Here is a 24277-nt window from a genome sequence, read left to right as displayed (position 1 = left end):
TGACCCCAAGATTCAACATTTGCAACTGGAGTGCTAAATGAGCTTTTTTATCTCTAATGCCATGGCTGACGCTGCCGCACCTGCTGCTGCCAGCCCTATGGGTGGCGGCTTTGAGTGGATTTTCCTGGTCGGCTTCCTGGTCATCTTCTACCTGATGATCTGGCGTCCACAGGCCAAGCGCGCCAAAGAGCAGAAGAACCTGCTGAGCAGCCTGCAAAAAGGCGACGAAGTTGTGACCACCGGCGGCATCGCCGGCAAGATCACTAAAGTGGCCGACGATTTCGTCGTTCTGGAAGTTTCCGACACCGTCGAAATGAAATTCCAGAAAGGCGCCATCGCCGCCACGCTGCCAAAAGGCACGCTGAAAGCGATCTAAGTTCCAACTTCTACTCAATCGACGGGGCGCGCAAGGCGCCCCGCGTCATAAGCGGGCGGCGTGATGCTGAACAAATACCCTCTGTGGAAATACATTCTGATCCTGGCGGTGCTGGCGGTCGGTCTGATTTATTCCGCTCCCAATCTGTATCCTGATGACCCGGCGATTCAAATCAGCGGCGCGAGCACTGCCTTGCAGGTCAATCAGGCTGATCTGGACCGTGTGAGCACAGCGCTCAAGGAGTCCGGGATCAACGTCAAGGCCGCGACACTGGCCGCCAATGGCAAGGGCGGTCTGATTCGCCTGGTCAAGGCGGAAGACCAGTTGCCTGCCAAGGACGTCGTGCGCAAGGCATTGGGTGATGACTACGTCGTTGCACTGAACCTGGCGCAAACCACCCCGCAATGGCTGCGCAACCTCGGCGCGCACCCGATGAAGCTGGGTCTGGACTTGTCCGGTGGTGTGCACTTCCTGCTGGAAGTGGACATGGACAAAGCCCTCGATGCACGCCTGAAAGTCTACGAAGGCGACGTCAAGAGCCTGTTGCGCAAAGAGAAACTGCGTTATCGCAGCCTGCCGCAGCTCGATGGCGCCATTCAGCTGGGCTTCACTGATGAAGCTGCCCGCGAACAGGCCCGCAGCCTGATCCGCAAGAATTTCAACGATTTCGACATTGTTCCGGCCGACCTTAATGGCCAGCCGGTGCTGCGTCTGGCGATGACCCCGGCCAAGCTGGCGGAAATCCGCGAATACTCCATCAAGCAGAACTTGACCACGGTCCGTAACCGCGTCAACGAGCTGGGTGTTGCCGAACCGATCGTCCAGCGTCAGGGCGCCAACCGCATCGTGGTTGAGCTGCCGGGCGTGCAGGACACCGCCGAAGCCAAGCGTATCCTCGGCAAGACGGCCAACCTTGAATTCCGTCTGGCTGCAGAGCCTGGCGCTTCGAAAGCCACTTCCGAAACCTTCGAGTTCCGTGAAGGCAAGCGTCCGCCGGCACAGATCGAGCGTGGCCTGATCATCACCGGTGACCAGGTGACCGACGCCAAGGCTGGCTTCGGCGAACATGGCACGCCAGAAGTGAACATCCGTCTGGATGGTCATGGTGGCGAACTGATGAGTCGTGCGACCCGCAGCAACGTGGGTCGCAGCATGGCGGTGATCTTCATCGAGCAGCGTCCGGTGACCACCTACGTCAAGCAAGTGGTCAACGGCGTCGAGAAAGACGTCCCGGTTCAGACCTTCAAGGAAGAGAAGAAGATCATCAGCCTGGCGACCATCCAGTCGCCGCTGGGTGCTCAGTTCCGTATCACCGGCCTGAACGGCCAGGGCGAGTCGTCCGAACTGGCGCTGCTGCTGCGTGCCGGTGGTCTGGCCGCACCGATGTACTTTGCTGAAGAGCGCACCATTGGCCCGAGCCTGGGTGCGGACAACATCACCAAGGGTATCGATGCATCGCTGTGGGGCATGCTGTTCGTCTCGCTGTTCATCATCGCCATCTACCGCTTCTTCGGTATCATCGCCACCGTCGCACTGGCGGTGAACATGGTGCTGCTGCTGGCCCTGATGTCGCTGCTGGGTGCAACGCTGACCCTGCCGGGTATCGCCGGTATCGTATTGACCATGGGTATGGCGGTCGACGCCAACGTGCTGATCTTCTCGCGGATCCGTGAAGAGATCGCGGCGGGCATGACCGTACAACGGGCAATCAACGAAGGCTTCGGCCGGGCATTCACCGCGATTCTCGACGCCAACCTGACAACACTGTTGGTCGGCGGGATTCTCTTTGCCATGGGCACCGGCCCGGTCAAAGGCTTCGCAGTGACCATGTCCCTCGGGATCTTTACCTCGATGTTCACGGCCATCATGGTGACCCGCGCGATGGTCAACCTGATCTTCGGCGGTCGTGACTTCAAGAAGTTGTGGATTTAAGGGGCTGCCATGTTACGTACAATCAACTTCATGGGCGTTCGCAACTTTGCGTTCGGCGTCACATTGTTCCTTACCGCACTGGCAATCTTCAGTGTCTTCCATAAGGGCATGAACTGGGGCCTGGACTTCACCGGCGGTACGCTCATCGAGCTGACCTACGAGCGTCCGGCCGACGTCACCAAGGTACGTGAACAACTGGTTACCGCCGGTTATCACGAAGCCATCGTGCAGAACTTCGGTGCGACGACCGATCTTCTGGTGCGTATGCCAGGCGAAGACCCGCAACTGGGTCATCAAGTGGCTGAGGCGCTGCAGAAAGTCGGCGGCGACAACCCGGCCAGCGTCAAGCGCGTCGAGTTCGTCGGCCCGCAGGTGGGTGAAGAGCTGCGCGACCAGGGCGGCCTCGGCATGCTGATGGCGCTGGGTGGCATCCTGATCTACCTGGCATTCCGCTTTCAGTGGAAGTTTGCGGTCGGTGCGATCGTGTCCTTGATCCACGACGTGATCGTGACCATCGGTATCCTGTCGTTCTTCCAGATCACCTTCGATCTGACGGTGCTGGCGGCGGTACTGGCGATCATCGGTTACTCGCTCAACGACACCATTGTGGTATTCGACCGGGTTCGCGAGAACTTCCGGGTACTGCGCAAGGCCAGCCTGATCGAGAACATCAACATCTCGACCACGCAAACCCTGCTGCGGACCATGGCGACTTCGATCTCCACCTTGCTGGCGATCGCGGCACTGCTGTTCTTCGGTGGCGATAACCTGTTCGGCTTCTCCATCGCCCTGTTCATCGGTGTTCTGGCGGGTACCTACTCGTCGATCTACATCGCGAACGTGGTGCTGATCTGGCTGAACCTGAACTCCGAGGACCTGATTCCTCCGGCGGCCACCGAGAAGGAAGTCGACGACCGTCCATAACGGCCATCGTTTTCCCGGTTGCAAGCCCTGAAAGGCGCGAGTTGAACTCGCGCCTTTTTTTGTGCTCCAAGGCTGGGAGAAGCGCGGACACGTTCCGCGGGTGATGGTCAGGAGGTTCATGTGAACAAGTCGATGCTGGTTGGTGCGGTACTGGGTGCTGTCGGTGTGACTGCCGGGGGTGCTGTGGCCACCTACAGCCTGGTTAAAAAAAGCGGCCCTGAGTTTGCGCAGGTTTTAGCCGTTGAGCCGGTCAAGACACAAATCAAGACTCCACGTGAAGTGTGCAAGGACGTCACGGTCACCCGGCAAGCGCCGGTGAAAGATCAGCATCAGATCGCCGGTACGGTGGTCGGTGCCCTGGCGGGTGGTCTGCTGGGTAACCAGATTGGCGGCGGCACCGGCAAGAAGATCGCCACGGTCGCAGGTGCGGTCGGTGGTGGTTACGCCGGTAACAAGGTTCAGGAAGGCATGCAGGAGCGTGACACCTACACCACAACCCAAACCCGTTGTAATACGGTGAATGACATCAGTGACAAGGTCGTGGGTTACGACGTGCGGTATTCGCTGGACGGCAAGGAAGGCAAGGTGCGGATGGATCGCGATCCGGGTAACCAGATTCCTGTGGATAAAGAAGGCAAGTTGATCTTGTCGCAGAATCAGCAGGGCCAATAAGCTCAGGCGTCAGATTCGAAAAGAAGCACCCTTCGGGGTGCTTTTTTTGTGCTCGCGATTCACGCACCACCGCAATCCCCTGTAGGAGCGAGCCTGCTCGCGATGGTCGGCAACGATTACGCGGGTATTCAGGATTAACGCGGCGTCTTTGAGTTCTTCGCGAGCAGGCTCGCTCCTAACAAAGGGGGGAGTTCCAAGCATAAAAAAAGCACCCCGAAGGGTGCTTCTTTTGTCGCGGGAAGCTTAGCGCTTCAGCGAGGCTGGCAGGTGCGGCTGGATGGCCGTCAGGACTGCCTTGAAGCATTTGGTGTTGCCCGCAACGATGTGGCCTTTTTCAAGGAAATCGTGACCGCCGGTGAAGTCGCTCACCAGGCCGCCGGCTTCCTGAATCAGCAGGGCGCCTGCGGCCATGTCCCACTCGGACAGGCCCGACTCCCAGAACGCGTCGAAACGGCCGGCTGCCACGTAGGCCAGGTCAAGGCTCGCCGAACCGGCGCGGCGGATGCCGGCGGTCTGGCCCACCAGGGCGCGGAACATGCCCAGGTAGTTGTCGAGGTTGTCCATTTGATCGTCACGGAACGGGAAGCCGGTACCCAGCAGGGCGCCTTCCAGGCTGGTGCGGCCGCTGACGCGCAGGCGACGACCGTTCAGTTGAGCGCCGCGACCACGGCTGGCGGTGAATTCTTCCTGGCGAACCGGGTCCAGAACAACGGCGTGTTCCAGGCGACCACGGTATTTGCAGGCGATGCTGACAGCGAAGTGAGGAATGCCGCGCAGGAAGTTGGTGGTGCCGTCCAGCGGATCGATGATCCACAGGTACTCTTCGCCTTCGATGCCGGTGCCGGCGTGCAGGCCGGTTTCTTCACCCCTGATCGAGTGATTCGGGTAGGCCTTGCGCAGTGCATCGATGATTTTCTGTTCGGCGGCGCGGTCCACCTCGGATACGTAATCCTTGGCGTCTTTTTCGTCGACCTTGATGGTATCCAGGCGCTCGATGGAGCGGAAGATCAATTCACTGGCGCTGCGGGCGGCGCGCAGCGCGATATTCAGCATGGGCTGCATGGATGTGTCACCTAAGGTTGTTAAAGAAAGCCGGGCATTCTATCAGAAAGTTTCTACAGGTGAAGGTCAACGTTCGCTTTCGTGGCTTAACGGTAGGATGAGCTGTAAGATTCCGCTCCTTAATCCAGTGTTCGAGAGCGCCTCCCTTGCTGCAAAACATTCGTGTCGTGCTGGTCAATACCAGCCATCCGGGCAATATCGGCGGGGCTGCGCGTGCCATGAAAAACATGGGCCTGTCGCGGCTGGTGCTGGTTGAACCGCGGTTGTTCCCGCATCACGAAGCCGATGCCCGTGCATCCGGTGCCGGTGACATCCTTGAAAAAGCGCAAGTCGTCGCCACTTTGGAAGATGCCTTGGTCGGCTGCAATCTGGTGCTGGGCACCAGTGCTCGTGATCGTCGTATTCCCTGGCCGCTGCTCGATCCTCGCGAATGCGGTTCGAAAGTGGTTGAGGAGGCCGCGCAAGGCGCCGAGATCGCCCTGGTGTTCGGTCGTGAAGATTCCGGCCTGACCAATGAAGAGCTGCAGCGATGTCATTATCACGTGCACATCCCCTCAGACCCTGAGTTCAGCTCGCTGAACCTTGGGGCGGCGGTGCAGGTGTTGAGTTATGAAGTGCGCATGGCCTGGCTGGCCGCTCAAGGTCAGCCGACCAAGGTCGAGAAGGAAGAGGTGGCATCGGTCAAAAGCGCTGAGCTGGCGACCATGGATGAGCTGGAGCGATTCTATGAGCACCTGGAGCAAACCCTGGTGGCCATTGAGTTCCTGGATCCGGAAAAGCCACGGCACTTGATGGCGCGCCTGCGCCGGTTATACGGACGCAGCTCGGTCAGCCGGGCGGAAATGAATATTTTGCGTGGCATCCTCACGGAAACCCAAAAAGCGGCCCGTGGCGAGCTTCTGAAACGGAAGGATTAATGATGTTCGAGCGTTTGCGTGAAGATATCCAGAGTGTTTTCCATCGTGATCCGGCAGCGCGTAACGCTTTTGAAGTCCTGACCTGCTACCCGGGCATGCACGCTATCTGGATCCATCGCCTGTCTTCGATGTTGTGGCGCGCGGACCTGAAATGGCTGGCGCGCCTGGTGTCGAACTTCGGTCGCTGGTTGACCGGGATCGAGATTCATCCGGGCGCCAAGGTCGGTCGTCGCTTCTTTATCGACCATGGCATGGGCATTGTCATCGGTGAAACGGCTGAAATCGGCGATGACGTCACGATCTATCAAGGTGTGACCCTCGGCGGCACCAGCTGGAACAAAGGCAAGCGGCACCCGACTCTCGAGGATGGGGTGGTGGTGGGCGCCGGTGCCAAGGTGCTTGGCCCGTTCACCGTGGGTGCGGGGGCCAAGGTCGGCTCCAACGCCGTGGTCACCAAGGCTGTACCGGCCGGTGCGACCGTGGTCGGGATTCCGGGGCGGATCATCGTCAAGTCCGACGAAGAGCAGGACGCCAGGCGCAAGGCGATGGCCGAGAAAATCGGTTTCGATGCCTACGGTGTCAGCGAGGACATGCCGGACCCGGTGGCGCGTGCCATCAACCAGTTGCTTGATCACCTGCAGGCGGTGGATGGGCGTCTGGAGGGGATGTGCGGGGCGCTGAAGGATCTGGGCAGTAATTACTGTGCCAAGGACTTGCCCGAGCTGCGCGAAGAAGATTTCGCCTGCGTGAAGGACAAGAACCAGAGTCAGGCCAGCTGATTCCGCTGCGGGTCGCAAATAGGCAGTGGCACAGCGCTAAGCGGTGTGCCATTGGGTCGCAGACCCTGCTATGATGCGCGCGCTCTTTTGCGGGTAAACCTGACTAAAGTACTAGGTCTTATAGTTGACTTAAATACTCAGGAATTGCATACTCGCCCCATTCCGAACTCCGTGGTAATTGTCCATGCGACTGACTACAAAAGGCCGATACGCCGTGACCGCCATGCTTGACCTGGCGTTGCACGCGCAGCACGGGCCCGTGTCCCTGGCCGATATCTCTGAGCGCCAAGGCATCTCCCTGTCCTACCTCGAACAGCTTTTTGCCAAATTGCGCCGCAGCAATCTGGTGTCCAGCGTCCGTGGTCCTGGCGGCGGCTACCAGCTGTCGCGCGACATGCAGGGCATTCAGGTCGCCCAGGTGATCGATGCGGTAAACGAATCGGTCGACGCCACCAAATGCCAAGGGCAGGGTGATTGCCATTCGGGCGATACCTGTCTGACTCACCACTTGTGGTGCGACCTGAGCTTGCAGATTCACGAATTTCTGAGCGGTATCAGCTTGGCTGACCTTGTGACTCGCCGTGAGGTACAAGAAGTAGCCCAGCGCCAGGATCAACGCCGTTGCAACAGCAAGGCGCCACGCCTGGACAAGATTGAAGCGTCCGCCGTCGAATGACAGCCAGAGAGCCAACGGCGCGCCAGCCAGCCTGATTTAGGAGATAGTCCATGAAATTGCCGATTTACCTTGATTACTCTGCGACTACCCCGGTTGATCCGCGTGTCGCGCAAAAAATGAGTGAATGCCTGCTGGTCGACGGGAACTTCGGTAACCCGGCGTCCCGTTCCCACGTGTTTGGCTGGAAAGCTGAAGAGGCCGTCGAAAACGCTCGTCGTCAGGTGGCCGACCTGGTCAACGCCGACCCGCGCGAAATCGTCTGGACTTCCGGTGCCACCGAATCCGACAACCTGGCAATCAAGGGTGCGGCGCATTTCTACGCCACCAAAGGCAAACACCTGATCACCACCAAGATTGAGCACAAGGCTGTCCTCGACACCATGCGCCAACTGGAGCGTGAAGGCTTCGAAGTCACCTACATCGAGCCTCGCACCGACGGCCTGATCACGCCGGAGATGATCGAAGCCGAGCTGCGCGACGACACCATCCTGGTTTCGGTCATGCACGTGAACAACGAAATCGGCACCATCAACGACATCGCCGCCATCGGCGAGCTGACCCGTTCCAAGGGCATCCTGTTCCACGTCGACGCTGCTCAGTCCACCGGCAAGGTCGAGATCGACCTGCAGAAGCTGAAAGTCGACCTGATGTCGTTCTCCGCGCACAAAACCTACGGCCCTAAAGGCATCGGCGCCCTGTATGTGAGCCGCAAGCCGCGTGTTCGCATCGAAGCGACCATGCACGGCGGCGGTCACGAGCGCGGCATGCGTTCGGGTACCCTGGCGACCCACCAGATCGTCGGCATGGGCGAAGCCTTCCGTGTGGCCAAGGAAGACATGGCTGCCGAGAACGTGCGCATCAAGGCCCTGAGCGACCGTTTCTTCAAGCAGGTCGAGCACCTGGAAGAGCTGTACGTCAACGGCAGCCTGACCGCCCGCGTTCCGCACAACCTGAACCTGAGCTTCAACTATGTTGAAGGCGAGTCGCTGATCATGGCGCTCAAGGATCTGGCGGTTTCGTCCGGTTCGGCTTGCACCTCGGCATCGCTTGAGCCTTCGTACGTGCTGCGCGCCCTGGGCCGCAACGACGAGCTGGCTCACAGTTCGATCCGTTTCACCTTCGGCCGTTTCACCACCGAAGAAGAAATCGATTACGCCGCGCAGAAAGTCTGCGAGGCCGTTACCAAGCTGCGCGCTCTGTCGCCGCTGTGGGACATGTACAAAGACGGTGTCGACATTTCGAAAATCGAGTGGGCGGCACACTAATTAAATCGCCGTTAGCAGACGCTGTAAAAACGTAGCGAGCGAAGGGAAGACAAGGAAAAAACAGGCGAGGACGCGGAGTTTACTGGTTGTAAATGAGCAGTCCGAGCCTGTTTTTGACGCAGGATTACCGAGCGCAGCAGTTTTTACAGGGTCTGAAGAGCGACTCTCTGATGAGTGAGGATTGAATCATGGCTTACAGCGAAAAGGTCATCGACCACTACGAAAACCCGCGCAACGTCGGCAAGATGGACGCGGAAGATCCTGATGTCGGCACCGGCATGGTCGGCGCGCCGGCGTGCGGCGACGTGATGCGCCTGCAGATCAAGGTCAACGAAGCCGGCATCATCGAAGATGCCAAGTTCAAGACCTACGGTTGCGGTTCGGCAATCGCTTCCAGCTCCCTCGCCACTGAGTGGATGAAGGGCAAGACCCTGGACGAAGCGGAAACCATCAAGAACACTCAGCTGGCTGAAGAACTGGCCTTGCCGCCAGTGAAAATTCACTGCTCCGTGCTCGCTGAAGACGCCATCAAGGCGGCCGTTCGCGACTACAAGCAGAAGAAAGGCTTGATCTGACTTTCAAGATTTGGCGACGAGTAAGGAGTCACCGATGGCTATCAGCATGACAGAAGCGGCTGCTCGACACGTGCGACGCTCCCTCGACGGGCGCGGCAAAGGTGAGGGGATTCGTCTGGGTGTTCGCACTACAGGCTGTTCCGGCCTTGCCTACGTGCTGGAGTTTGTCGACGAGGTGGTGGCGGAGGATCAGGTGTTCGAGAGTCACGGCGAGAAAGTGATCATCGACCCGAAAAGCCTGGCCTACCTGGACGGCACCGAGCTCGATTTCGTCAAGGAAGGGTTGAACGAAGGCTTCAAGTTCAACAATCCCAACGTGCGCGGTGAATGTGGCTGCGGCGAAAGCTTCAACATCTGAGGCGGCTCGTGGGTACTCCTTGTCATTTCGCATTATTTGAGCTGCAACCGAGTTTCAATCTGGATCTCGATCAGCTGGCTACGCGCTACCGTGAGTTGGCGCGCGGCGTTCATCCGGACCGCTTTGCTGACGCTACCGAGCGCGAGCAGCGGCTGGCGCTAGAGCAATCCGCGAGCCTCAACGAGGCCTACCAGACGCTCAAGAGTCCACCCAAGCGCGCGCGATACTTGCTCGCCTTGAATGGTGGCGAGCTGCCGCTGGAGGTCACGGTGCATGATCCGGAGTTTCTTCTGCAGCAAATGGAGCTGCGTGAAGAGCTCGAAGACCTGCAGGACAGTGCAGACCTGAATGGCGTTGCCGCCTTCAAGCGCCGCCTGAAGGCTGCCCAGGATGAGCTGAACCAAAGCTTCGCAGCTTGCTGGAACGATGCCGTGCAACGTGAAAAGGCCGAACGCCTGATGCGGCGCATGCAGTTCCTCGACAAGCTCACCTACGAAGTGCGCCAGCTAGAAGAGCGCCTCGACGATTAACCCAGTGCCGCTCCGGTCGCACGCCTGATATACAGATAAGTCCTGATTACGATGGCCCTACTGCAGATCGCCGAACCCGGCCAAAGTCCTCAACCGCACCAGCGTCGTCTGGCTGTGGGGATCGACTTGGGCACTACCAATTCGCTGGTCGCTGCGTTGCGCAGTGGTCTTTCCGAGCCTTTGGCTGACGCAGAGGGGCGGGTTATCCTGCCTTCCGCCGTGCGCTATCACGCCGATCGCGTCGAAGTTGGCGAATCCGCCAAACTGGCTGCCGCTACCGATCCTTTGAACACTGTGCTGTCGGTCAAGCGCTTGATGGGTCGTGGTCTGTCCGACGTCAAGCAACTGGGCGACCAACTGCCGTACCGCTTCGTCGGCGGCGAGTCGCACATGCCGTTCATCGACACAATCCAGGGCCCGAAAAGTCCGGTTGAAGTCTCCGCCGATATCCTCAAGGTCCTGCGCCAGCGTGCCGAGGCGACCCTGGGCGGCGAACTGGTGGGCGCGGTGATCACCGTTCCGGCCTATTTCGACGACGCTCAGCGCCAAGCCACCAAGGATGCGGCCAAACTGGCCGGTCTGAACGTGCTGCGTTTGCTCAATGAGCCGACGGCTGCGGCGGTCGCTTACGGTCTGGATCAGCATGCTGAAGGCCTGGTTGCTATTTATGACCTGGGCGGCGGCACATTCGATATTTCGATTCTGCGTCTGACCGGCGGTGTGTTCGAGGTTCTGGCGACTGGCGGCGATAGCGCTCTGGGCGGTGATGACTTCGATCATGCGATCGCTGGCTGGATCATCGAGAATGCCGGCTTGTCTGCCGACCTTGATCCGGGCGCGCAACGTAACTTGCTGCAAACGGCTTGCGCCGCAAAAGAGGCGCTGACTCATGCTTCGTCCGTTGAGGTTGCCTATGGCGACTGGAAAGCCGAGCTGACCCGTGAAGCGTTCAATGCGCTGATCGAACCAATGGTCGCCCGCAGCCTGAAGGCCTGCCGTCGCGCCGTTCGCGATTCCGGCGTCGAGCTGGAAGAAGTGCACGCGGTGGTCATGGTCGGTGGTTCGACTCGTGTGCCTCGTGTTCGTGAAGCGGTCGCCGAGGCCTTCGGTCGTCAGCCATTGACTGAAATCGATCCGGATCAAGTGGTGGCCATCGGGGCTGCGATCCAGGCTGATACATTGGCCGGCAACAAGCGCGACGGTGGCGAATTGCTGCTGCTGGACGTGATTCCGTTGTCTCTGGGGCTGGAGACCATGGGCGGCTTGATGGAGAAGGTGATTCCTCGGAACACCACCATCCCTGTCGCCCGCGCCCAGGACTTCACGACATACAAGGATGGCCAGTCGGCCATGGCGATCCATGTGCTGCAGGGTGAGCGCGAGCTGATCAGCGACTGCCGTTCCCTGGCGCGTTTCGAATTGCGCGGTATCCCGGCGATGGTGGCCGGTGCGGCGAAAATTCGCGTGACGTTCCAGGTTGATGCCGACGGTCTGCTGAGTGTTTCCGCGCGCGAACTGGGTTCGGGCGTCGAGGCCAGCATTCAGGTCAAGCCGTCCTACGGTCTGACCGATGGCGAAATCGCCAAGATGCTCAAGGATTCGTTCCAGCACGCCAATGACGACAAGGTTGCCCGCGTACTGCGTGAGCAGCAGGTCGATGCCCAGCGCCTGATCGAGGCGGTGCAGGCTGCCTTGGAGGCCGACGGCGACCGCTTGCTCGATGCCGAAGAGCGCATGGTCATCGAAGCGCAGGTGCTCGAATTGACCGAACTGATGAAAGGGACCGATGGTTACGCCATCGAGCAGCAGACCAAGCGTCTGTCGCAAGTCACCGATGCCTTTGCTGCCCGCCGCCTGGACTCGACGGTGAAAGCCGCGCTGGCGGGGCGCAACCTGAATGAGATTGAGGGATAACGATGCCGCAGGTCATTTTTCTGCCACACGAAAAGTTTTGCCCGGACGGTATGGTTGTGGAGGCTGAGCCGGGTATTTCCATCCTCGAACTGGCCCATGAGCACCATATCGAGATGGAAAGCGCCTGTGGTGGCGTCTGCGCCTGCACCACTTGTCACTGCCTGATTCGTGAAGGCTTCGACTCGCTGGAAGAGGCGGATGAGCTGGAAGAGGACTACCTTGACAAGGCTTGGGGGCTGGAAGCTCAATCACGCCTGGCCTGTCAGGCACGAGTCGGGACTGAAGACCTGACCATCGAAATTCCGAAATACTCGCTCAACCATGCGGCCGAAGCGCCGCACTGATTCAAGGAAGTGAAATGAGTCTGAAATGGGTTGATGTGCTGGAAATCGCGATCCAGCTGGCTGAATCCAGGCCGGAAGTGGACCCGCGTTACGTGAACTTCGTCGATCTGCACAAATGGGTGCTGGCATTGCCGGAGTTCAGTGATGATCCGACCCGCGGTGGCGAGAAGGTGCTTGAAGCCATTCAGGCCGCCTGGATCGAAGAAGCAGATTAAGTCTGCGCCGTACGCAGTTAGGCAATACCCAAGAACCCGCGTATAATTCGCGGGTTTAATTTTTCGCAAATTACCGTTTCTGGAGTTACACCATGGCTGTTCAACGTACTTTCTCCATCATCAAGCCTGACGCCGTTGCTAAAAACGTGATCGGCAAGATCGTTTCCCGTTTTGAAGAAGCCGGCCTGCGCGTTGTAGCTTCGAAAATGAAGCAACTGTCGAAAGCCGAAGCTGAAGGCTTCTACGCTGAGCACAGCGAGCGCGGTTTCTTCGGTGACCTGGTTGCTTTCATGACCTCCGGTCCGGTTGTTGTTCAGGTTCTGGAAGGTGAAAACGCTATCGCTCGCAACCGTGAGCTGATGGGCGCTACCAACCCTAAAGAAGCTGCTGCCGGCACCATCCGTGCTGACTTCGCTGAATCCATCGACGCCAACGCTGTACACGGTTCGGACTCCGAAGCCGCTGCTGCTCGCGAAATCGCATACTTCTTCGCAGCTACTGAAGTAACCACTCGCTAAGCATTGGCTTAAGAGTGAAGGTGAATCCATGACTACATCGACTGTTAAAACCAACCTGCTGGGTCTGACTCAACAGGAAATGGAAAAATTCTTCGACTCAATCGGGGAGAAGCGTTTCCGTGCCGGTCAGGTAATGAAATGGATTCACCACTTTGGCGTCGATGATTTCGACGCCATGACGAATGTCAGCAAGGCCCTGCGCGAGAAGCTCAAGGCTGTTGCCGAGGTTCGCGGTCCGGAAGTGGTCAGCGAGGACATCTCCAGCGACGGTACCCGTAAGTGGGTCGTGCGCGTGGCGTCCGGCAGCTGCGTCGAGACCGTGTACATTCCCCAGGGCAAGCGCGGCACTTTGTGCGTTTCGTCCCAGGCAGGCTGTGCCCTGGATTGCAGTTTCTGCTCCACCGGCAAGCAAGGCTTCAACAGCAACCTCACCGCCGCCGAAGTGATCGGCCAGGTGTGGATTGCCAACAAATCCTTTGGCAGCGTCCCGGCGACCGTCGACCGTGCCATCACCAACGTGGTGATGATGGGCATGGGTGAGCCGCTGCTGAACTTCGACAACGTCATTGCCGCCATGCACCTGATGATGGATGACCTGGGCTATGGCATTTCCAAGCGCCGCGTGACCCTGTCCACTTCGGGCGTGGTGCCGATGATCGATGAGCTGTCCAAGCACATCGACGTCTCCCTGGCGTTGTCGCTGCATGCACCGAATGACGCATTGCGTAACCAATTGGTGCCGATCAACAAGAAGTATCCGCTTAAGATGCTGCTCGAGTCGTGCCAGCGCTACATGTCGTCCCTGGGCGAAAAGCGCGTGCTGACCATCGAGTACACCTTGCTCAAGGACGTTAACGACAAGGTCGAGCATGCGGTCGAGATGATCGAGTTGCTGAAGAACATTCCGTGCAAGATCAACCTGATTCCGTTCAACCCGTTCCCGCATTCCGGGTACGAGCGGCCGAGCAACAACGCCATTCGCCGGTTCCAGGATCAGCTTCATCACGCCGGTTTCAACGTCACTGTCCGCACCACCCGTGGTGAAGACATCGACGCGGCCTGTGGTCAATTGGTAGGGCAGGTGCTGGATCGCACCCGTCGCAGCGAACGTTATATCGCCGTGCGCGAGTTGAGCGCCGACAACGATATGGCGCAGAACGCCGCGAACAACAACTAAGAGAGGATCTCTATGTCCCTGCGCTTTGCGCTGCTTTTGCTGTTGGCCAGCCTGTGTGCTGGCTGTGTTCTTTCGGGCGATTACAATCCCATGAAGACCAGCAAGGGCCGTGATGAAGCGCGTGAGGCCTATGTGCAGCTCGGGATCGGCTATTTGCAGCAGGGCATGACCGAGCGAGCGAAAATACCGCTGAAGAAAGCGCTGGAGCTGGATGACGCGGACCCGGATGCCAACGCGGCGCTGGGCCTGGTATTCCAGGCTGAAATGGAACCGGAACTGGCCGATCAGCATTTTCGCAAGGCGCTGTCATCCCGCCCCGCCGATGCGCGAATCCTCAATAACTACGGCAGTTTTCTTTTCGAGCAGAAGCGCTACAAGGATGCCTATGAGCGCTTTGAGCAGGCTGCCGCCGATACGCTGTATCCTGAGCGTTCGCGTGTGTTCGAGAACCTTGGCATGACGGCTTCGATGCTCGGTCAGCGTGATTTGGCCCTGCAGCAACTGGAGAAAGCCCTGCGCTTGAACCACCAGCAGCCTCGTGCATTGCTGGAAATGGCTGAGTTGTCTTACGAAGACAGGCATTATGTGCCCGCGCGTGACTATTACGACCGTTTTAGCCTGCTCACCGAGCAAAATGCACGTAGTCTATTGCTCGGCGTTCGACTGGCAAAAGTGTTTGAAGATCGCGACAAGGCCGCCAGTGCGGGCCTGCAACTAAAACGACTCTATCCCGGTACACCGGAATATCAGCAATACCTGTCGGAGCAATGATGAAAGCGGCGCATCCCGAAGTTGTAGCAGCGAATCGCGTTAATCCCGGTGAGACCCTGCGCCAGGCCCGCGAAAGCAATGGCTGGTCGCTGGCCGAAGTGGCCCTCAAACTCAACCTCACCGTCAATTCCCTGAGTAATCTGGAAGCCGGCGCTTTCGACAAGCTGCCAGGGCATACCTTTGCTCGCGGCTATATTCGCGCCTATGCCAAGTTGCTGGGCATGGATCAGGCCGTTCTGGTCCAGCAGTTCGACCAATCCACCGGCACCGACTCCCAGGGCAGTAACGTTCATAGCCTGGGCCGCATCGAAGAGCCGGTCCGGGTTTCCCACACCATCTTGCGAATTGTCAGTCTGCTGTTGCTGATCGCAGTGATTGGCGGTGGTTTTGTCTGGTGGCAGGATCAGACCTCGATGCGCACCAAGGATCTGGTCAGCCTGAGCCCGGAGCACGTGGAAGTCGAAGGCGCTGATGGCACCACCCAGATTCATCCACTGGACGAGCCGGAAGACCAGGCCGTCGCGCAAGGTCAGGCTGAAGGCGCAACCGCTCTTGCGTTGCCGCAGGCCGATACGTCGGCGCCAGCACCGACCGAGGCTCAAGCGACCGCACCAGCGGTACCACCGGCCACACCTGCGCCAGTTGCACCTGCGCACGGTACGGCTCCGGTTGTTGCCACTCCTGCGACCCCGGCGCCGGCAGTTCCCGCCGTACCAGCCCCGACCGTGACCGCGCCGAGCGTCCCAAGCACCCCGGCGCCGGCAGCTCCAGCGGCTGCCCCGGTCGCCGGCCAGGGCCAGGTTCAACTGCAATTCACGGCCGATTGCTGGACGCAAGTGAGCGATGGCACCGGCAAGGTGTTGTTGAGCGGCCTCAAGCGTAAAGGCGATAGCGTTTCCGTCAGCGGCAAACCGCCGTTTTCCGTACGCCTGGGCTTCGCCCGTGGCGCTCAGGTGAGCTACAACGGCCAGCCAGTTGATGTTGCTCCATTCACCAGTGGCGAGACTGCTCGCCTGAAGTTGGGTCAATAAGTCATGCACGGCGAATCTCCAATCAAACGTCGCGAATCGCGCAAGATCTGGGTCGGCAACGTACCGGTTGGCGGTGATGCGCCAATCGCTGTGCAGAGCATGACCAACAGCGACACCAATGACGTCGCGGCCACCGTTGCACAGATCAATCGTCTGGAAGCAGCCGGTGTCGACATCGTGCGGGTGTCGGTACCGGACATGGACGCTGCCGAGGCCTTCGGCAAAATCAAGCAACTGGTCAAGGTGCCGTTGGTTGCCGATATCCATTTCGACTACCGGATCGCGCTGCGTGTCGCCGAGCTGGGCGTTGACTGCCTGCGGATCAACCCGGGCAACATCGGTCGCGAAGATCGCGTGCGTGCCGTGGTCGACGCCGCCCGTGATCGCGGAATTCCGATTCGCATCGGCGTAAACGCCGGTTCCCTGGAAAAAGACCTGCAGAAAAAATACGGCGAGCCAACGCCCGCAGCGCTGGTTGAGTCTGCCTTGCGCCACGTTGAACACCTCGAACGCCTGAATTTCCAGGACTTCAAGGTCAGCGTGAAAGCGTCCGACGTGTTCATGGCCGTCGAAGCCTACCGCCTGTTGGCCAAGGAAATCGTCCAGCCGTTGCACCTGGGGATCACCGAAGCGGGTGGTTTGCGTTCCGGCACAGTGAAATCTGCCGTGGGCCTCGGTATGCTGCTCGCCGAAGGGATTGGCGATACTATTCGCATCTCGTTGGCGGCTGATCCGGTCGAGGAAGTGAAAGTCGGCTACGACATTCTCAAATCCCTGCACTTGCGTTCCCGTGGCATCAACTTCATCGCCTGCCCGAGCTGCTCGCGGCAGAACTTCGATGTGGTCAAAACCATGAACGAGCTGGAAGGGCGTCTTGAAGACCTGCTGGTGCCGCTGGATGTCGCGGTCATCGGTTGCGTGGTCAACGGGCCCGGTGAAGCCAAGGAAGCCCATATCGGCTTGACCGGCGGCACGCCAAACCTGATTTACATCGACGGCAAGCCGTCGCAGAAACTGACGAATGACAATCTCGTGGATGAGCTCGAACGCTTGATCCGCGAGAAAGCGGCCGAAAAGGTCGAAGCTGACGCTGCCGTCATCGCGCGCGGCTGAGCCCGACCCAAGAGCCGAACGGAATTTAAGGATTTAATGTGAGCAAGTCTCTGCAAGCCATTCGTGGCATGAACGACATCCTGCCCGAACAGACCCCTCTGTGGCGTCACTTCGAGGGCACCGTTTCGCGTCTGCTGGATAACTACGGCTACAAGCAGATCCGCATGCCGATCGTCGAGTTCACCGAGCTGTTCAAACGCTCCATCGGTGAAGTGACCGACATCGTCGAAAAAGAGATGTATACCTTCGACGACCGTAACGGCGACTCCCTGACCCTGCGTCCGGAAGGCACGGCAGCCTGTGTACGTGCAGTGCTCGAGCACGGCATCACCGGTGGTGGCCAGGTGCAGAAGCTGTGGTACATCGGTCCGATGTTCCGCCACGAGCGTCCGCAGAAAGGCCGTTATCGTCAGTTCCACCAGATTGGCGTCGAGGTGTTCAACCTCGATGGTCCGGACATCGATGCCGAACTGATCGTGCTCACCTGGCGCCTGTGGGGCGAGCTGGGCATCCGTGACGCGGTCAAGCTCGAGCTCAACAGCCTGGGTACCAGCGAGTCCCGTGGCCGTTATCGCGAAGCACTGGTCGAGTTCCTGTCCGCTCACCTGGACAAGCTGGACGAAGACAGCCAGCGTCGCCTCAAGACCAACCCGCTGCGCGTGCTCGATACCAAGAACGCCGAGACACAAGCGATTCTGGTCGATGCGCCGAAAATGGCCGACTACCTGGACGAAGAGTCCCGCGTGCACTTCGAGGGCCTGAAGGCTCGCCTGGACGCCGCCGGCATTCCTTACGTGATCAACCCGAAGCTGGTTCGCGGGCTGGATTACTACAGCAAGACCGTTTTCGAATGGGTCACCGACAAACTCGGCGCCCAGGGCACCGTGTGTGCGGGTGGTCGTTACGACGGTCTGGTCGAGCAGATGGGCGGCAAGCCGACTGCGGGCGTTGGCTTTGCAATGGGCATCGAGCGTCTGGTCCTGTTGCTGGAAACCCTGGAGCAGATTCCGGAAGAGATCTCCCGTCAGGTCGACGTCTACCTCTGCGCCTTCGGTGAAGCCGCCGAGCTGGCTGGCCTGGCGTTGAGCGAGCGGGTTCGTGATCAGTTGCCCAACCTGCGCCTGCAAGTGAATGCCGGTGCCGGCAGCTTCAAAAGCCAGTTCAAGAAAGCCGACAAGAGCGGTGCGCTGTATGCACTGATCCTCGGTGACGACGAGATGGCCCAGCAAGTGGTAGGTTTCAAACCCCTGCGTGGCCAGGGCGAACAACAAAGCATTGCCTGGGATGCGCTTGCTGCACACCTGGCCACCTGCGTCGTGCAGGGTTGAAGCTGTCTAAACAGCCGATTTAGCGATTAAGGAGTATTGGGGTGTCGAGTACCGAAGACGAACAGCTGGCGGATTTGAAGGACTGGTGGTCACGCAACGGCAAGCCCCTGGTTACTGGTGGCCTGTTGGCGCTGGTCATCGTGTTCGGCTGGCAAGCCTTTCACAAGTATCAGAGCAATCAGTCGCAAGGCGCCTCAATGCTCTATCAGCAATTGCTGGAAACCACGCTGACGCCCGACGGCAAGCCTGATGCGGCCCGCGTCTCGGACCTGGCTGCCAAGCTCAACAGCGAATTCGGCGGTAGTGCTTACGCGCAGTACGGCAGCCTGTTCGTGGCGAAAGTCGCCGTCGACAGCGGCAAGCTGGATGACGCAGCCACCCAATTGAAAGCCATCGTTGCCAAACCGGCCAATCCGGCACTGGGCGAAATCGCCCGTCAGCGCCTGGCTCAGGTGTTGGCTGCGCAGAACAAGACCGATGAAGCCCTGAAATTGCTTGAAGGCGATGCCGACAAAGCGTTCCTGGCCACTCGTGAAGAACTCAAGGGCGACCTGCTGGTGCAGTTGGGTCGTACCGATGAAGCGTACGCGGCGTATCAAAAAGCCAAGGCGGCACTGTCGGATGAAGCGGCGGTCGGTGGCCTACAAATCAAGCTGGACGACCTGGCCAAAGGGGATGCGTGACGTGATCCGTTGGAAACATGCAGCATTGCTGGCTCTGGCCTTGTTGGCCGCGGGTTGCAGCAGCAACAGCAAGAAAGAATTGCCACCGGCCGAATTGACCGACTTCAAAGAAGAAGTGGTTCTGAAAAAGCAGTGGAGCCGTTCGATCGGTGACGGTCAGGGCGAAACCTACAACATGCTGGTTCCGGCGATCGATGGCGATACCATTTATGCCGCCGATGTCACTGGTGTGGTGATTGCGATGGATCGCCACAACGGCGACGTCAAATGGAAGAAAGATCTCGAACTGCCTGTTTCCGGCGCTGTTGGCGTGGGTTACGGTCTGCTGACGATCGGTACGCTCAAGGGTGAAATCGTTGCCCTGGATGCCATCAACGGCGAAGAGAAATGGCGCGCTCGCGTGTCCAGCGAAGTCCTCGCACCACCCGCCAACAACGGTGATGTGGTTGTGGTCCAGACCCAGGACGACCGTCTGATCGGTCTGGATGCCACAACCGGCAGCCAGCGCTGGTTGTATGACAGCACCCCGGCGGTACTGACCCTGCGAGGCACCAGTGCCCCGATCGTGACCAACCGCCTCGCGGTGGCGGGTCTGTCGACCGGTAAAGTGGTCGCTCTCGACATTTCCAACGGCGTGCCGGTTTGGGAGCAGCGTGTAGCGATCCCGCAAGGCCGTTCGGAGCTGGAGCGCGTGGTCGACATCGACGGCGGCTTGCTGTTGTCTGGCGAGACGGTTTATGTCGCGAGCTACCAGGGTCGCGTTGCAGCACTGGACCTGCAAAGCGGTCGCCAGCTGTGGCAGCGTGATGCTTCCAGCTACGCCGGTGTCGCCCAGGGTTTCGGCAGCGTCTACGTGAGCCTGTCTTCGGGCACCGTTGAAGGCGTCGACGAGCGTTCCACCACAGCTTTGTGGAGCAACGATTCGCTGGCCCGCCGTCAACTGTCGGCTCCGGAAGTGTTCTCCAGCTACGTTGCAGTCGGTGACCTGGAAGGTTACCTGCACCTGCTGAGTCAGGTGGATGGTCGTTTTGTCGGCCGCGAGCGCATCGACAGCGACGGCCTGCGTGCCCGTCCGCTGGTGGTGGGTGACACGATTTATGTGTATGGCAACAGCGGCAAACTGGAAGCCCTGACCATTAAGTAAAGGTTTGACTATGCTTGGGGTTAACCCCCCCAGGCTGCTTCACTTGTGGGTATGAATGTGGGAGCGAGCCTGCTCGCGATGGACGTCAACGATGACGTTTGCGTCCTGAATAAACGCGGTGCCCTGGCGTTTTTCGTCGGTGCGCCGCCCGGAGCAGGCTCGCTCCCACAGGCAAGCGTACAGTGTGGCCCCGAGCACCAGCCGCTGCCTCGCAGCGGCTTTTGTATTTTCTGAAATAACGAAGTGGAGAGCCGCATGGTTCCCGTAATCGCCCTGGTGGGCCGACCGAACGTCGGCAAGTCCACCTTGTTCAACCGCCTGACCAGGACTCGCGACGCCATTGTCGGCGACTTGTCCGGTCTGACCCGTGATCGCCAATACGGTGAGGCCAAGTGGCAAGGGCGTTCCTACATTCTGGTCGACACCGGCGGTATCTCCGGTGACGAGCATGGTATGGACGAAAAAATGGCCGAGCAGTCGCTGCTGGCCATTGAAGAAGCTGATGTTGTGCTGTTCCTGGTAGATGCCAAGGCGGGTTTCACCGCCGCCGACCAGATGATCGCCGAGCATTTGCGCAAACGTAACAAGCGTTCCTATGTGGTTGCCAACAAGGTCGACAACATCGACCCTGATATGGCCCGCGCCGAATTCGCTCCGTTGGGCATGGGCCATGCGATTCCAATCGCGGGTGCTCACGGCCGTGGCATCACCCAGATGCTGGAAATCGCCCTGAGCGAATTCCCGAAAGACGAAGAAGAGCCGGAAGAAGGCGAGGAAGAGGAAGTTGCCGAGGGCGAAGAAGCCAAGCGCATTCCTGGTCCGAGCGAAAAAGACGGGATCAAGATCGCGATCATCGGCCGTCCGAACGTCGGCAAGTCGACCCTGGTCAACCGCATGCTCGGTGAAGATCGGGTTATCGTCTATGACCAACCCGGCACCACTCGCGACAGTATCTACATCCCGTTCGAGCGCAACGACGAGAAGTACACGCTGATCGACACCGCCGGTGTGCGCAAGCGCGGCAAGATCCACGAAGAAGTCGAAAAATTCTCCGTGGTCAAAACCCTGCAAGCGATCAAAGATGCCAACGTGGTGATCTTCGTGATGGACGCCCGCGAAGGCGTGGTCGATCACGACCTCAACCTGCTGGGCTTCGCCATTGAGTCGGGTCGTGCGCTGGTCATCGCGATCAACAAGTGGGACGGCATGACCCCGAGCGAACGCGACTTCGTGAAGGTCGAGTTGCAACGTCGACTGTTCTTCGTTGACTACGCCGACATCCACTTCATCTCGGCGCTGCACGGCACTGGCGTAGGTAATCTCTACGCGTCGGTACAGAACTCGTTCAAGTCTGCGGTCACCCGCTGGCCAACCAACCGCCTGACCCAGATTCTGGAAGACGCGGTCGGTGAGCATGCGCCACCGATGGTGAACAACCGTCGGATCAAGCTGCGTTATGCCCACCTGGGTGGCGCGAACCCGCCGATCATCGTGATTCACGGTAACCAGATCGAAAAGGTGCCGAAGTCCTACGTCCGTTACCTGGAAAACACTTACCGTCGTGTGCTCAAGCTGGTCGGTACGCCGATCCGCATCGAGTTCAAGGGCGGCGAAAACCCGTACGAAGGCAACAAGAACTCGCTTACCGACCGTCAGGTCAACAAGAAGCGTCGCTTGATGTCGCACCACAAGAAGGCCGACAAGAAGCGCCGCGACAAGCGCTAAGGCAGCCCTGAGTTACGCGCTGCAAGCTTCAAGTCAAAACCACAAAGGGGCCTGTTAAGGGCCCTTTTTTGTGCCTGATGGTTTGAGGCTTGACCGCTTGCGGCTTGTCGCTTGAAACTTGCAGCTCACCTGCAGGGGCCCACCGATGATCACCAGCAAGCTGCCGAATGTCGGCATCACTATTTTCACTCAGATGTCTCAGCTCGCGGCGCAGACCGGGGCGCTCAACCTGTCCCAGGGTTTTCCCGATTTCGATGCTCCGCAAGCCCTGTGCGACGCGGTCGGTCGGCATATTGCCAATGGCCACAACCAGTATTCACCAATGACGGGCCTGCCGGTACTGCGTCAGCAGATTGCTGCCAAAATTGCTCGCAGCTATGGCGTTCAGGTGGATGTCGATAGCGAAGTGACCGTCACTCCCGGCGCGACCCAGGCCATTTTCTGCGCCATCCAGGCGGTTATCCACAGCGGTGACGAAGTCATCGTGTTCGATCCGGCTTATGACAGTTACGAGCCTTCGGTTGAGTTGGCGGGTGGTCGTTGTGTTCACGTACAGCTGGGGCTGGACGATTTCAGCATCGACTTCGACAAGCTCGCCGCTGCGCTGAGCCCGCGTACGCGAATGATCATTCTCAATACCCCGCACAACCCCAGTGGTGCCTTGATCAGTCGCGCCGAGCTGGATCAGTTGGCGGCGCTGATTCGAGATCGCGACATCTACCTCGTCAGCGACGAGGTCTACGAACACCTGGTGTACGACGGCGTGCCACACGTCAGCGTGCTGGCCCATGAAGAGCTGTATCAGCGTGCATTCGTGGTCAGCTCATTCGGCAAGACTTATCACGTCACCGGCTGGAAAACCGGTTATGTCGTCGCGCCGCCGGCCCTGACTGCAGAGCTGCGCAAGGTGCATCAGTACGTCAGTTTCTGCGGTGTTACGCCACTGCAATACGCCTTGGCCGATTACATGGCCGAGCATCCGGAGCACATCGAAGAGCTGCCGGGTTTCTATCAGGCCAAGCGTGATCTGTTCTGCGATTTGCTCGCACCGTCGCGTTTCAGTTTCACCCGGGTGACCGGCACTTATTTCCAGCTGGTCGATTACTCGCAGATCCGTCCGGACCTCAATGACGTCGAAATGGCCCTGTGGATGACCCGCGAACAGGGTGTGGCAAGTATTCCGATCTCGGTGTTCTACCAGACGCCACCCGAAGGCCAGCGCCTGGTGCGACTGTGCTTTGCCAAACGTGAGGAGACCCTGCGTGAAGCAGCGGAAAAACTATGCGTGATCTGAGTGTGCTTGCGAATCTGAACATCGCACTGATCCAGACTTCCCTGGCCTGGCATGACCGCAAGGCCAACCTGGAGCATTTCGAATCGCTGCTGGAACAGGCCCAGGGCGCTGACCTGATTATCCTGCCAGAGATGTTCACCACCGGATTCTCGATGGAATCCGAGACCCTCGCTGAAGCGGAAAACGGCCCCACCAGCAAATGGCTGCGGGCTCAGGCGGCGAAGTTCGACGCGGTGATCACGGGCAGCGTCATCATTCAGGCGGCCGATGGCAGCCATCGCAATCGCCTGTTGTGGGCGCGGCCGGACGGTGAGGTGTTGCACTATGACAAACGCCACCTGTTCCGCATGGCGGGCGAGCATCACCACTACACCCCCGGCGAGCGTCAGGTGCAGTTCGAACTCAAGGGCTGGCGCGTGCGACCGTTGATTTGCTACGACCTGCGCTTCCCGGTGTGGAGTCGCGATGCCCAGGACACTGACCTGTTGCTATACACCGCCAACTGGCCGGGCGCACGACGCCAGCACTGGAACCGCTTGCTGCCGGCGCGGGCCATCGAAAACCTGTGCTACGTGGCGGCGGTGAATCGTGTCGGTACGGACGGCAAAGGCTTCGCGTATACCGGCGACAGCCAGGTGCTGGATTTCCAGGGTGAGACACTGCTCAGTGCCGGTGAGGCTGACGGGGTGTTCAAGGTGGTGCTGGATGCGGCGGAATTGGCGGCGTATCGCACGCGGTTTCCGGCGAATCTGGATGCGGATACTTTCGAGTTCACCTGAGTTCGTCGTCGCCTGACCTGGCCTCTTCGCGGGCAAGCCCGCTCCCACAGGGTATGTGGGTGTAATCAAAATTTGAGTTCACAACGGTCAACTGTGGGAGCGGGCTTGCCCGCGAAGGGGCCGGTTCAGACAGCACAAAACCAGCAGGCAAAAAAAGGCCCCGAGGTTCGCACCC

The 24277-nt window shown here is 59.3% G+C and carries 26 protein-coding genes; 25 read left to right on the top strand and 1 reads right to left on the bottom strand.

The features are described from left to right. Positions 1-37: 37 nt before the first annotated feature. From yajC to JQF37_RS23795, 4 genes are all read left to right on the top strand, one after another. Positions 38-376 (top strand): preprotein translocase subunit YajC, encoded by a 339-nt coding sequence (yajC, locus tag JQF37_RS23810; protein ID WP_016773317.1) that lies wholly within the window; start codon positions 38-40, stop codon positions 374-376. Positions 377-439: 63 nt separating this feature from the next. Then, positions 440-2308, top strand: a complete 1869-nt coding sequence (gene secD, locus JQF37_RS23805; RefSeq protein WP_130207436.1) for a protein translocase subunit SecD — start codon at positions 440-442, stop codon at positions 2306-2308. A 9-nt stretch (positions 2309-2317) separates the two neighbouring features. After that, positions 2318-3232 (top strand): protein translocase subunit SecF, encoded by a 915-nt coding sequence (secF, locus tag JQF37_RS23800; RefSeq protein ID WP_130207438.1) that lies wholly within the window; start codon positions 2318-2320, stop codon positions 3230-3232. Between the two features lie 120 nt (positions 3233-3352). Then, a complete protein-coding gene (locus JQF37_RS23795) occupies positions 3353-3904 on the top strand; it encodes a glycine zipper 2TM domain-containing protein (protein ID WP_047538056.1) in 552 nt (183 codons plus the stop codon). A gap of 243 nt (positions 3905-4147) precedes the next feature. Here JQF37_RS23795 and suhB read toward each other — a convergent pair whose 3' ends face one another. After that, positions 4148-4966, bottom strand: a complete 819-nt coding sequence (suhB, locus tag JQF37_RS23790) for an inositol-phosphate phosphatase (RefSeq protein WP_047538060.1) — start codon at positions 4964-4966, stop codon at positions 4148-4150. A gap of 146 nt (positions 4967-5112) precedes the next feature. Between suhB and trmJ the strand changes: the two genes are divergently transcribed. From trmJ to JQF37_RS23685, 21 genes are all read left to right on the top strand, one after another. Then, entirely contained in the window at positions 5113-5883 is a 771-nt protein-coding gene (trmJ, locus tag JQF37_RS23785; protein WP_047538063.1) for a tRNA (cytosine(32)/uridine(32)-2'-O)-methyltransferase TrmJ, read from the top strand. A 2-nt stretch (positions 5884-5885) separates the two neighbouring features. Next, positions 5886-6662, top strand: coding sequence for a serine O-acetyltransferase (cysE, locus tag JQF37_RS23780; protein WP_130207440.1), 777 nt, complete (start codon positions 5886-5888; stop codon positions 6660-6662). A gap of 184 nt (positions 6663-6846) precedes the next feature. After that, entirely contained in the window at positions 6847-7338 is a 492-nt protein-coding gene (gene iscR / locus JQF37_RS23775) for a Fe-S cluster assembly transcriptional regulator IscR (protein ID WP_003227911.1), read from the top strand. 50 nt (positions 7339-7388) lie between these two features. Beyond that, on the top strand, positions 7389-8603 hold the full coding sequence (locus JQF37_RS23770; protein WP_130207442.1) for an IscS subfamily cysteine desulfurase: 1215 nt from the start codon (positions 7389-7391) through the stop codon (positions 8601-8603). A 188-nt stretch (positions 8604-8791) separates the two neighbouring features. After that, positions 8792-9178, top strand: a complete 387-nt coding sequence (gene iscU / locus JQF37_RS23765; RefSeq protein WP_028620148.1) for a Fe-S cluster assembly scaffold IscU — start codon at positions 8792-8794, stop codon at positions 9176-9178. Between the two features lie 34 nt (positions 9179-9212). Next, the gene (iscA, locus tag JQF37_RS23760) at positions 9213-9536 is read left to right on the top strand and encodes an iron-sulfur cluster assembly protein IscA (RefSeq protein ID WP_003227904.1); all 324 of its coding nucleotides are present in this window, start codon (positions 9213-9215) and stop codon (positions 9534-9536) included. Between the two features lie 8 nt (positions 9537-9544). Continuing rightward, positions 9545-10066 (top strand): co-chaperone HscB, encoded by a 522-nt coding sequence (hscB, locus tag JQF37_RS23755; RefSeq protein ID WP_130207569.1) that lies wholly within the window; start codon positions 9545-9547, stop codon positions 10064-10066. A gap of 51 nt (positions 10067-10117) precedes the next feature. Next, positions 10118-11980: a Fe-S protein assembly chaperone HscA gene (hscA, locus tag JQF37_RS23750; protein WP_130207444.1), complete on the top strand. Its 1863-nt coding sequence runs from the start codon at positions 10118-10120 to the stop codon at positions 11978-11980. 2 nt (positions 11981-11982) lie between these two features. After that, positions 11983-12324, top strand: coding sequence for an ISC system 2Fe-2S type ferredoxin (gene fdx, locus JQF37_RS23745; RefSeq protein ID WP_130207446.1), 342 nt, complete (start codon positions 11983-11985; stop codon positions 12322-12324). Between the two features lie 14 nt (positions 12325-12338). Beyond that, the gene (iscX, locus tag JQF37_RS23740; RefSeq protein ID WP_047538086.1) at positions 12339-12539 is read left to right on the top strand and encodes a Fe-S cluster assembly protein IscX; all 201 of its coding nucleotides are present in this window, start codon (positions 12339-12341) and stop codon (positions 12537-12539) included. Between the two features lie 92 nt (positions 12540-12631). Further along, positions 12632-13057, top strand: coding sequence for a nucleoside-diphosphate kinase (ndk, locus tag JQF37_RS23735; RefSeq protein ID WP_047538089.1), 426 nt, complete (start codon positions 12632-12634; stop codon positions 13055-13057). Between the two features lie 28 nt (positions 13058-13085). Beyond that, complete coding sequence (gene rlmN, locus JQF37_RS23730; RefSeq protein ID WP_047538092.1) at positions 13086-14234, top strand: 23S rRNA (adenine(2503)-C(2))-methyltransferase RlmN; 1149 nt, start codon at positions 13086-13088, stop codon at positions 14232-14234. Between the two features lie 12 nt (positions 14235-14246). Then, the gene (pilW, locus tag JQF37_RS23725) at positions 14247-15005 is read left to right on the top strand and encodes a type IV pilus biogenesis/stability protein PilW (RefSeq protein WP_130207448.1); all 759 of its coding nucleotides are present in this window, start codon (positions 14247-14249) and stop codon (positions 15003-15005) included. Continuing rightward, positions 15005-16036: a RodZ family helix-turn-helix domain-containing protein gene (locus JQF37_RS23720; RefSeq protein WP_130207450.1), complete on the top strand. Its 1032-nt coding sequence runs from the start codon at positions 15005-15007 to the stop codon at positions 16034-16036. The genes pilW and JQF37_RS23720 overlap by 1 nt, the downstream gene beginning before the upstream one ends. Before the next feature lie 3 nt (positions 16037-16039). Then, on the top strand, positions 16040-17149 hold the full coding sequence (gene ispG, locus JQF37_RS23715) for a flavodoxin-dependent (E)-4-hydroxy-3-methylbut-2-enyl-diphosphate synthase (RefSeq protein WP_020795607.1): 1110 nt from the start codon (positions 16040-16042) through the stop codon (positions 17147-17149). A 38-nt stretch (positions 17150-17187) separates the two neighbouring features. Further along, a complete protein-coding gene (gene hisS, locus JQF37_RS23710; RefSeq protein ID WP_130207452.1) occupies positions 17188-18477 on the top strand; it encodes a histidine--tRNA ligase in 1290 nt (429 codons plus the stop codon). Positions 18478-18518: 41 nt separating this feature from the next. Further along, positions 18519-19160 carry a tetratricopeptide repeat protein gene (locus tag JQF37_RS23705; RefSeq protein ID WP_130207454.1) on the top strand — a complete coding sequence of 214 codons (642 nt, stop codon included), beginning with the start codon at positions 18519-18521 and terminating at the stop codon, positions 19158-19160. After that, on the top strand, positions 19153-20304 hold the full coding sequence (bamB, locus tag JQF37_RS23700; protein ID WP_130207456.1) for an outer membrane protein assembly factor BamB: 1152 nt from the start codon (positions 19153-19155) through the stop codon (positions 20302-20304). The genes JQF37_RS23705 and bamB overlap by 8 nt, the downstream gene beginning before the upstream one ends. Positions 20305-20559: 255 nt before the next feature. Further along, positions 20560-22029 carry a ribosome biogenesis GTPase Der gene (gene der / locus JQF37_RS23695; protein ID WP_090316528.1) on the top strand — a complete coding sequence of 490 codons (1470 nt, stop codon included), beginning with the start codon at positions 20560-20562 and terminating at the stop codon, positions 22027-22029. Positions 22030-22174: 145 nt separating this feature from the next. Further along, complete coding sequence (locus tag JQF37_RS23690; protein ID WP_130207460.1) at positions 22175-23323, top strand: pyridoxal phosphate-dependent aminotransferase; 1149 nt, start codon at positions 22175-22177, stop codon at positions 23321-23323. Further along, positions 23311-24102 carry an amidohydrolase gene (locus tag JQF37_RS23685; RefSeq protein ID WP_130207462.1) on the top strand — a complete coding sequence of 264 codons (792 nt, stop codon included), beginning with the start codon at positions 23311-23313 and terminating at the stop codon, positions 24100-24102. The genes JQF37_RS23690 and JQF37_RS23685 overlap by 13 nt, the downstream gene beginning before the upstream one ends. Positions 24103-24277: the final 175 nt, after the last annotated feature.

It is taken from the genome of Pseudomonas sp. MIL9 (assembly GCF_016887925.1).
GTDB lineage: Bacteria > Pseudomonadota > Gammaproteobacteria > Pseudomonadales > Pseudomonadaceae > Aquipseudomonas > Aquipseudomonas mohnii.
This window is presented reverse-complemented; position numbering and strand designations above follow the sequence as displayed.

Coding starts and splice junctions, on each gene's coding strand:
- yajC (WP_016773317.1), top strand. CDS start 38: ATGAGCTTTTTTATCTCTAATGCCATGGCTGACGCTGCCGCACCTGCT.
- secD (WP_130207436.1), top strand. CDS start 440: ATGCTGAACAAATACCCTCTGTGGAAATACATTCTGATCCTGGCGGTG.
- secF (WP_130207438.1), top strand. CDS start 2,318: ATGTTACGTACAATCAACTTCATGGGCGTTCGCAACTTTGCGTTCGGC.
- suhB (WP_047538060.1), bottom strand. CDS start 4,966: ATGCAGCCCATGCTGAATATCGCGCTGCGCGCCGCCCGCAGCGCCAGT.
- cysE (WP_130207440.1), top strand. CDS start 5,886: ATGTTCGAGCGTTTGCGTGAAGATATCCAGAGTGTTTTCCATCGTGAT.
- iscR (WP_003227911.1), top strand. CDS start 6,847: ATGCGACTGACTACAAAAGGCCGATACGCCGTGACCGCCATGCTTGAC.
- JQF37_RS23770 (WP_130207442.1), top strand. CDS start 7,389: ATGAAATTGCCGATTTACCTTGATTACTCTGCGACTACCCCGGTTGAT.
- iscU (WP_028620148.1), top strand. CDS start 8,792: ATGGCTTACAGCGAAAAGGTCATCGACCACTACGAAAACCCGCGCAAC.
- iscA (WP_003227904.1), top strand. CDS start 9,213: ATGGCTATCAGCATGACAGAAGCGGCTGCTCGACACGTGCGACGCTCC.
- hscA (WP_130207444.1), top strand. CDS start 10,118: ATGGCCCTACTGCAGATCGCCGAACCCGGCCAAAGTCCTCAACCGCAC.
- fdx (WP_130207446.1), top strand. CDS start 11,983: ATGCCGCAGGTCATTTTTCTGCCACACGAAAAGTTTTGCCCGGACGGT.
- iscX (WP_047538086.1), top strand. CDS start 12,339: ATGAGTCTGAAATGGGTTGATGTGCTGGAAATCGCGATCCAGCTGGCT.
- ndk (WP_047538089.1), top strand. CDS start 12,632: ATGGCTGTTCAACGTACTTTCTCCATCATCAAGCCTGACGCCGTTGCT.
- rlmN (WP_047538092.1), top strand. CDS start 13,086: ATGACTACATCGACTGTTAAAACCAACCTGCTGGGTCTGACTCAACAG.
- pilW (WP_130207448.1), top strand. CDS start 14,247: ATGTCCCTGCGCTTTGCGCTGCTTTTGCTGTTGGCCAGCCTGTGTGCT.
- JQF37_RS23720 (WP_130207450.1), top strand. CDS start 15,005: ATGAAAGCGGCGCATCCCGAAGTTGTAGCAGCGAATCGCGTTAATCCC.
- ispG (WP_020795607.1), top strand. CDS start 16,040: ATGCACGGCGAATCTCCAATCAAACGTCGCGAATCGCGCAAGATCTGG.
- bamB (WP_130207456.1), top strand. CDS start 19,153: ATGCGTGACGTGATCCGTTGGAAACATGCAGCATTGCTGGCTCTGGCC.
- der (WP_090316528.1), top strand. CDS start 20,560: ATGGTTCCCGTAATCGCCCTGGTGGGCCGACCGAACGTCGGCAAGTCC.
- JQF37_RS23690 (WP_130207460.1), top strand. CDS start 22,175: ATGATCACCAGCAAGCTGCCGAATGTCGGCATCACTATTTTCACTCAG.
- JQF37_RS23685 (WP_130207462.1), top strand. CDS start 23,311: ATGCGTGATCTGAGTGTGCTTGCGAATCTGAACATCGCACTGATCCAG.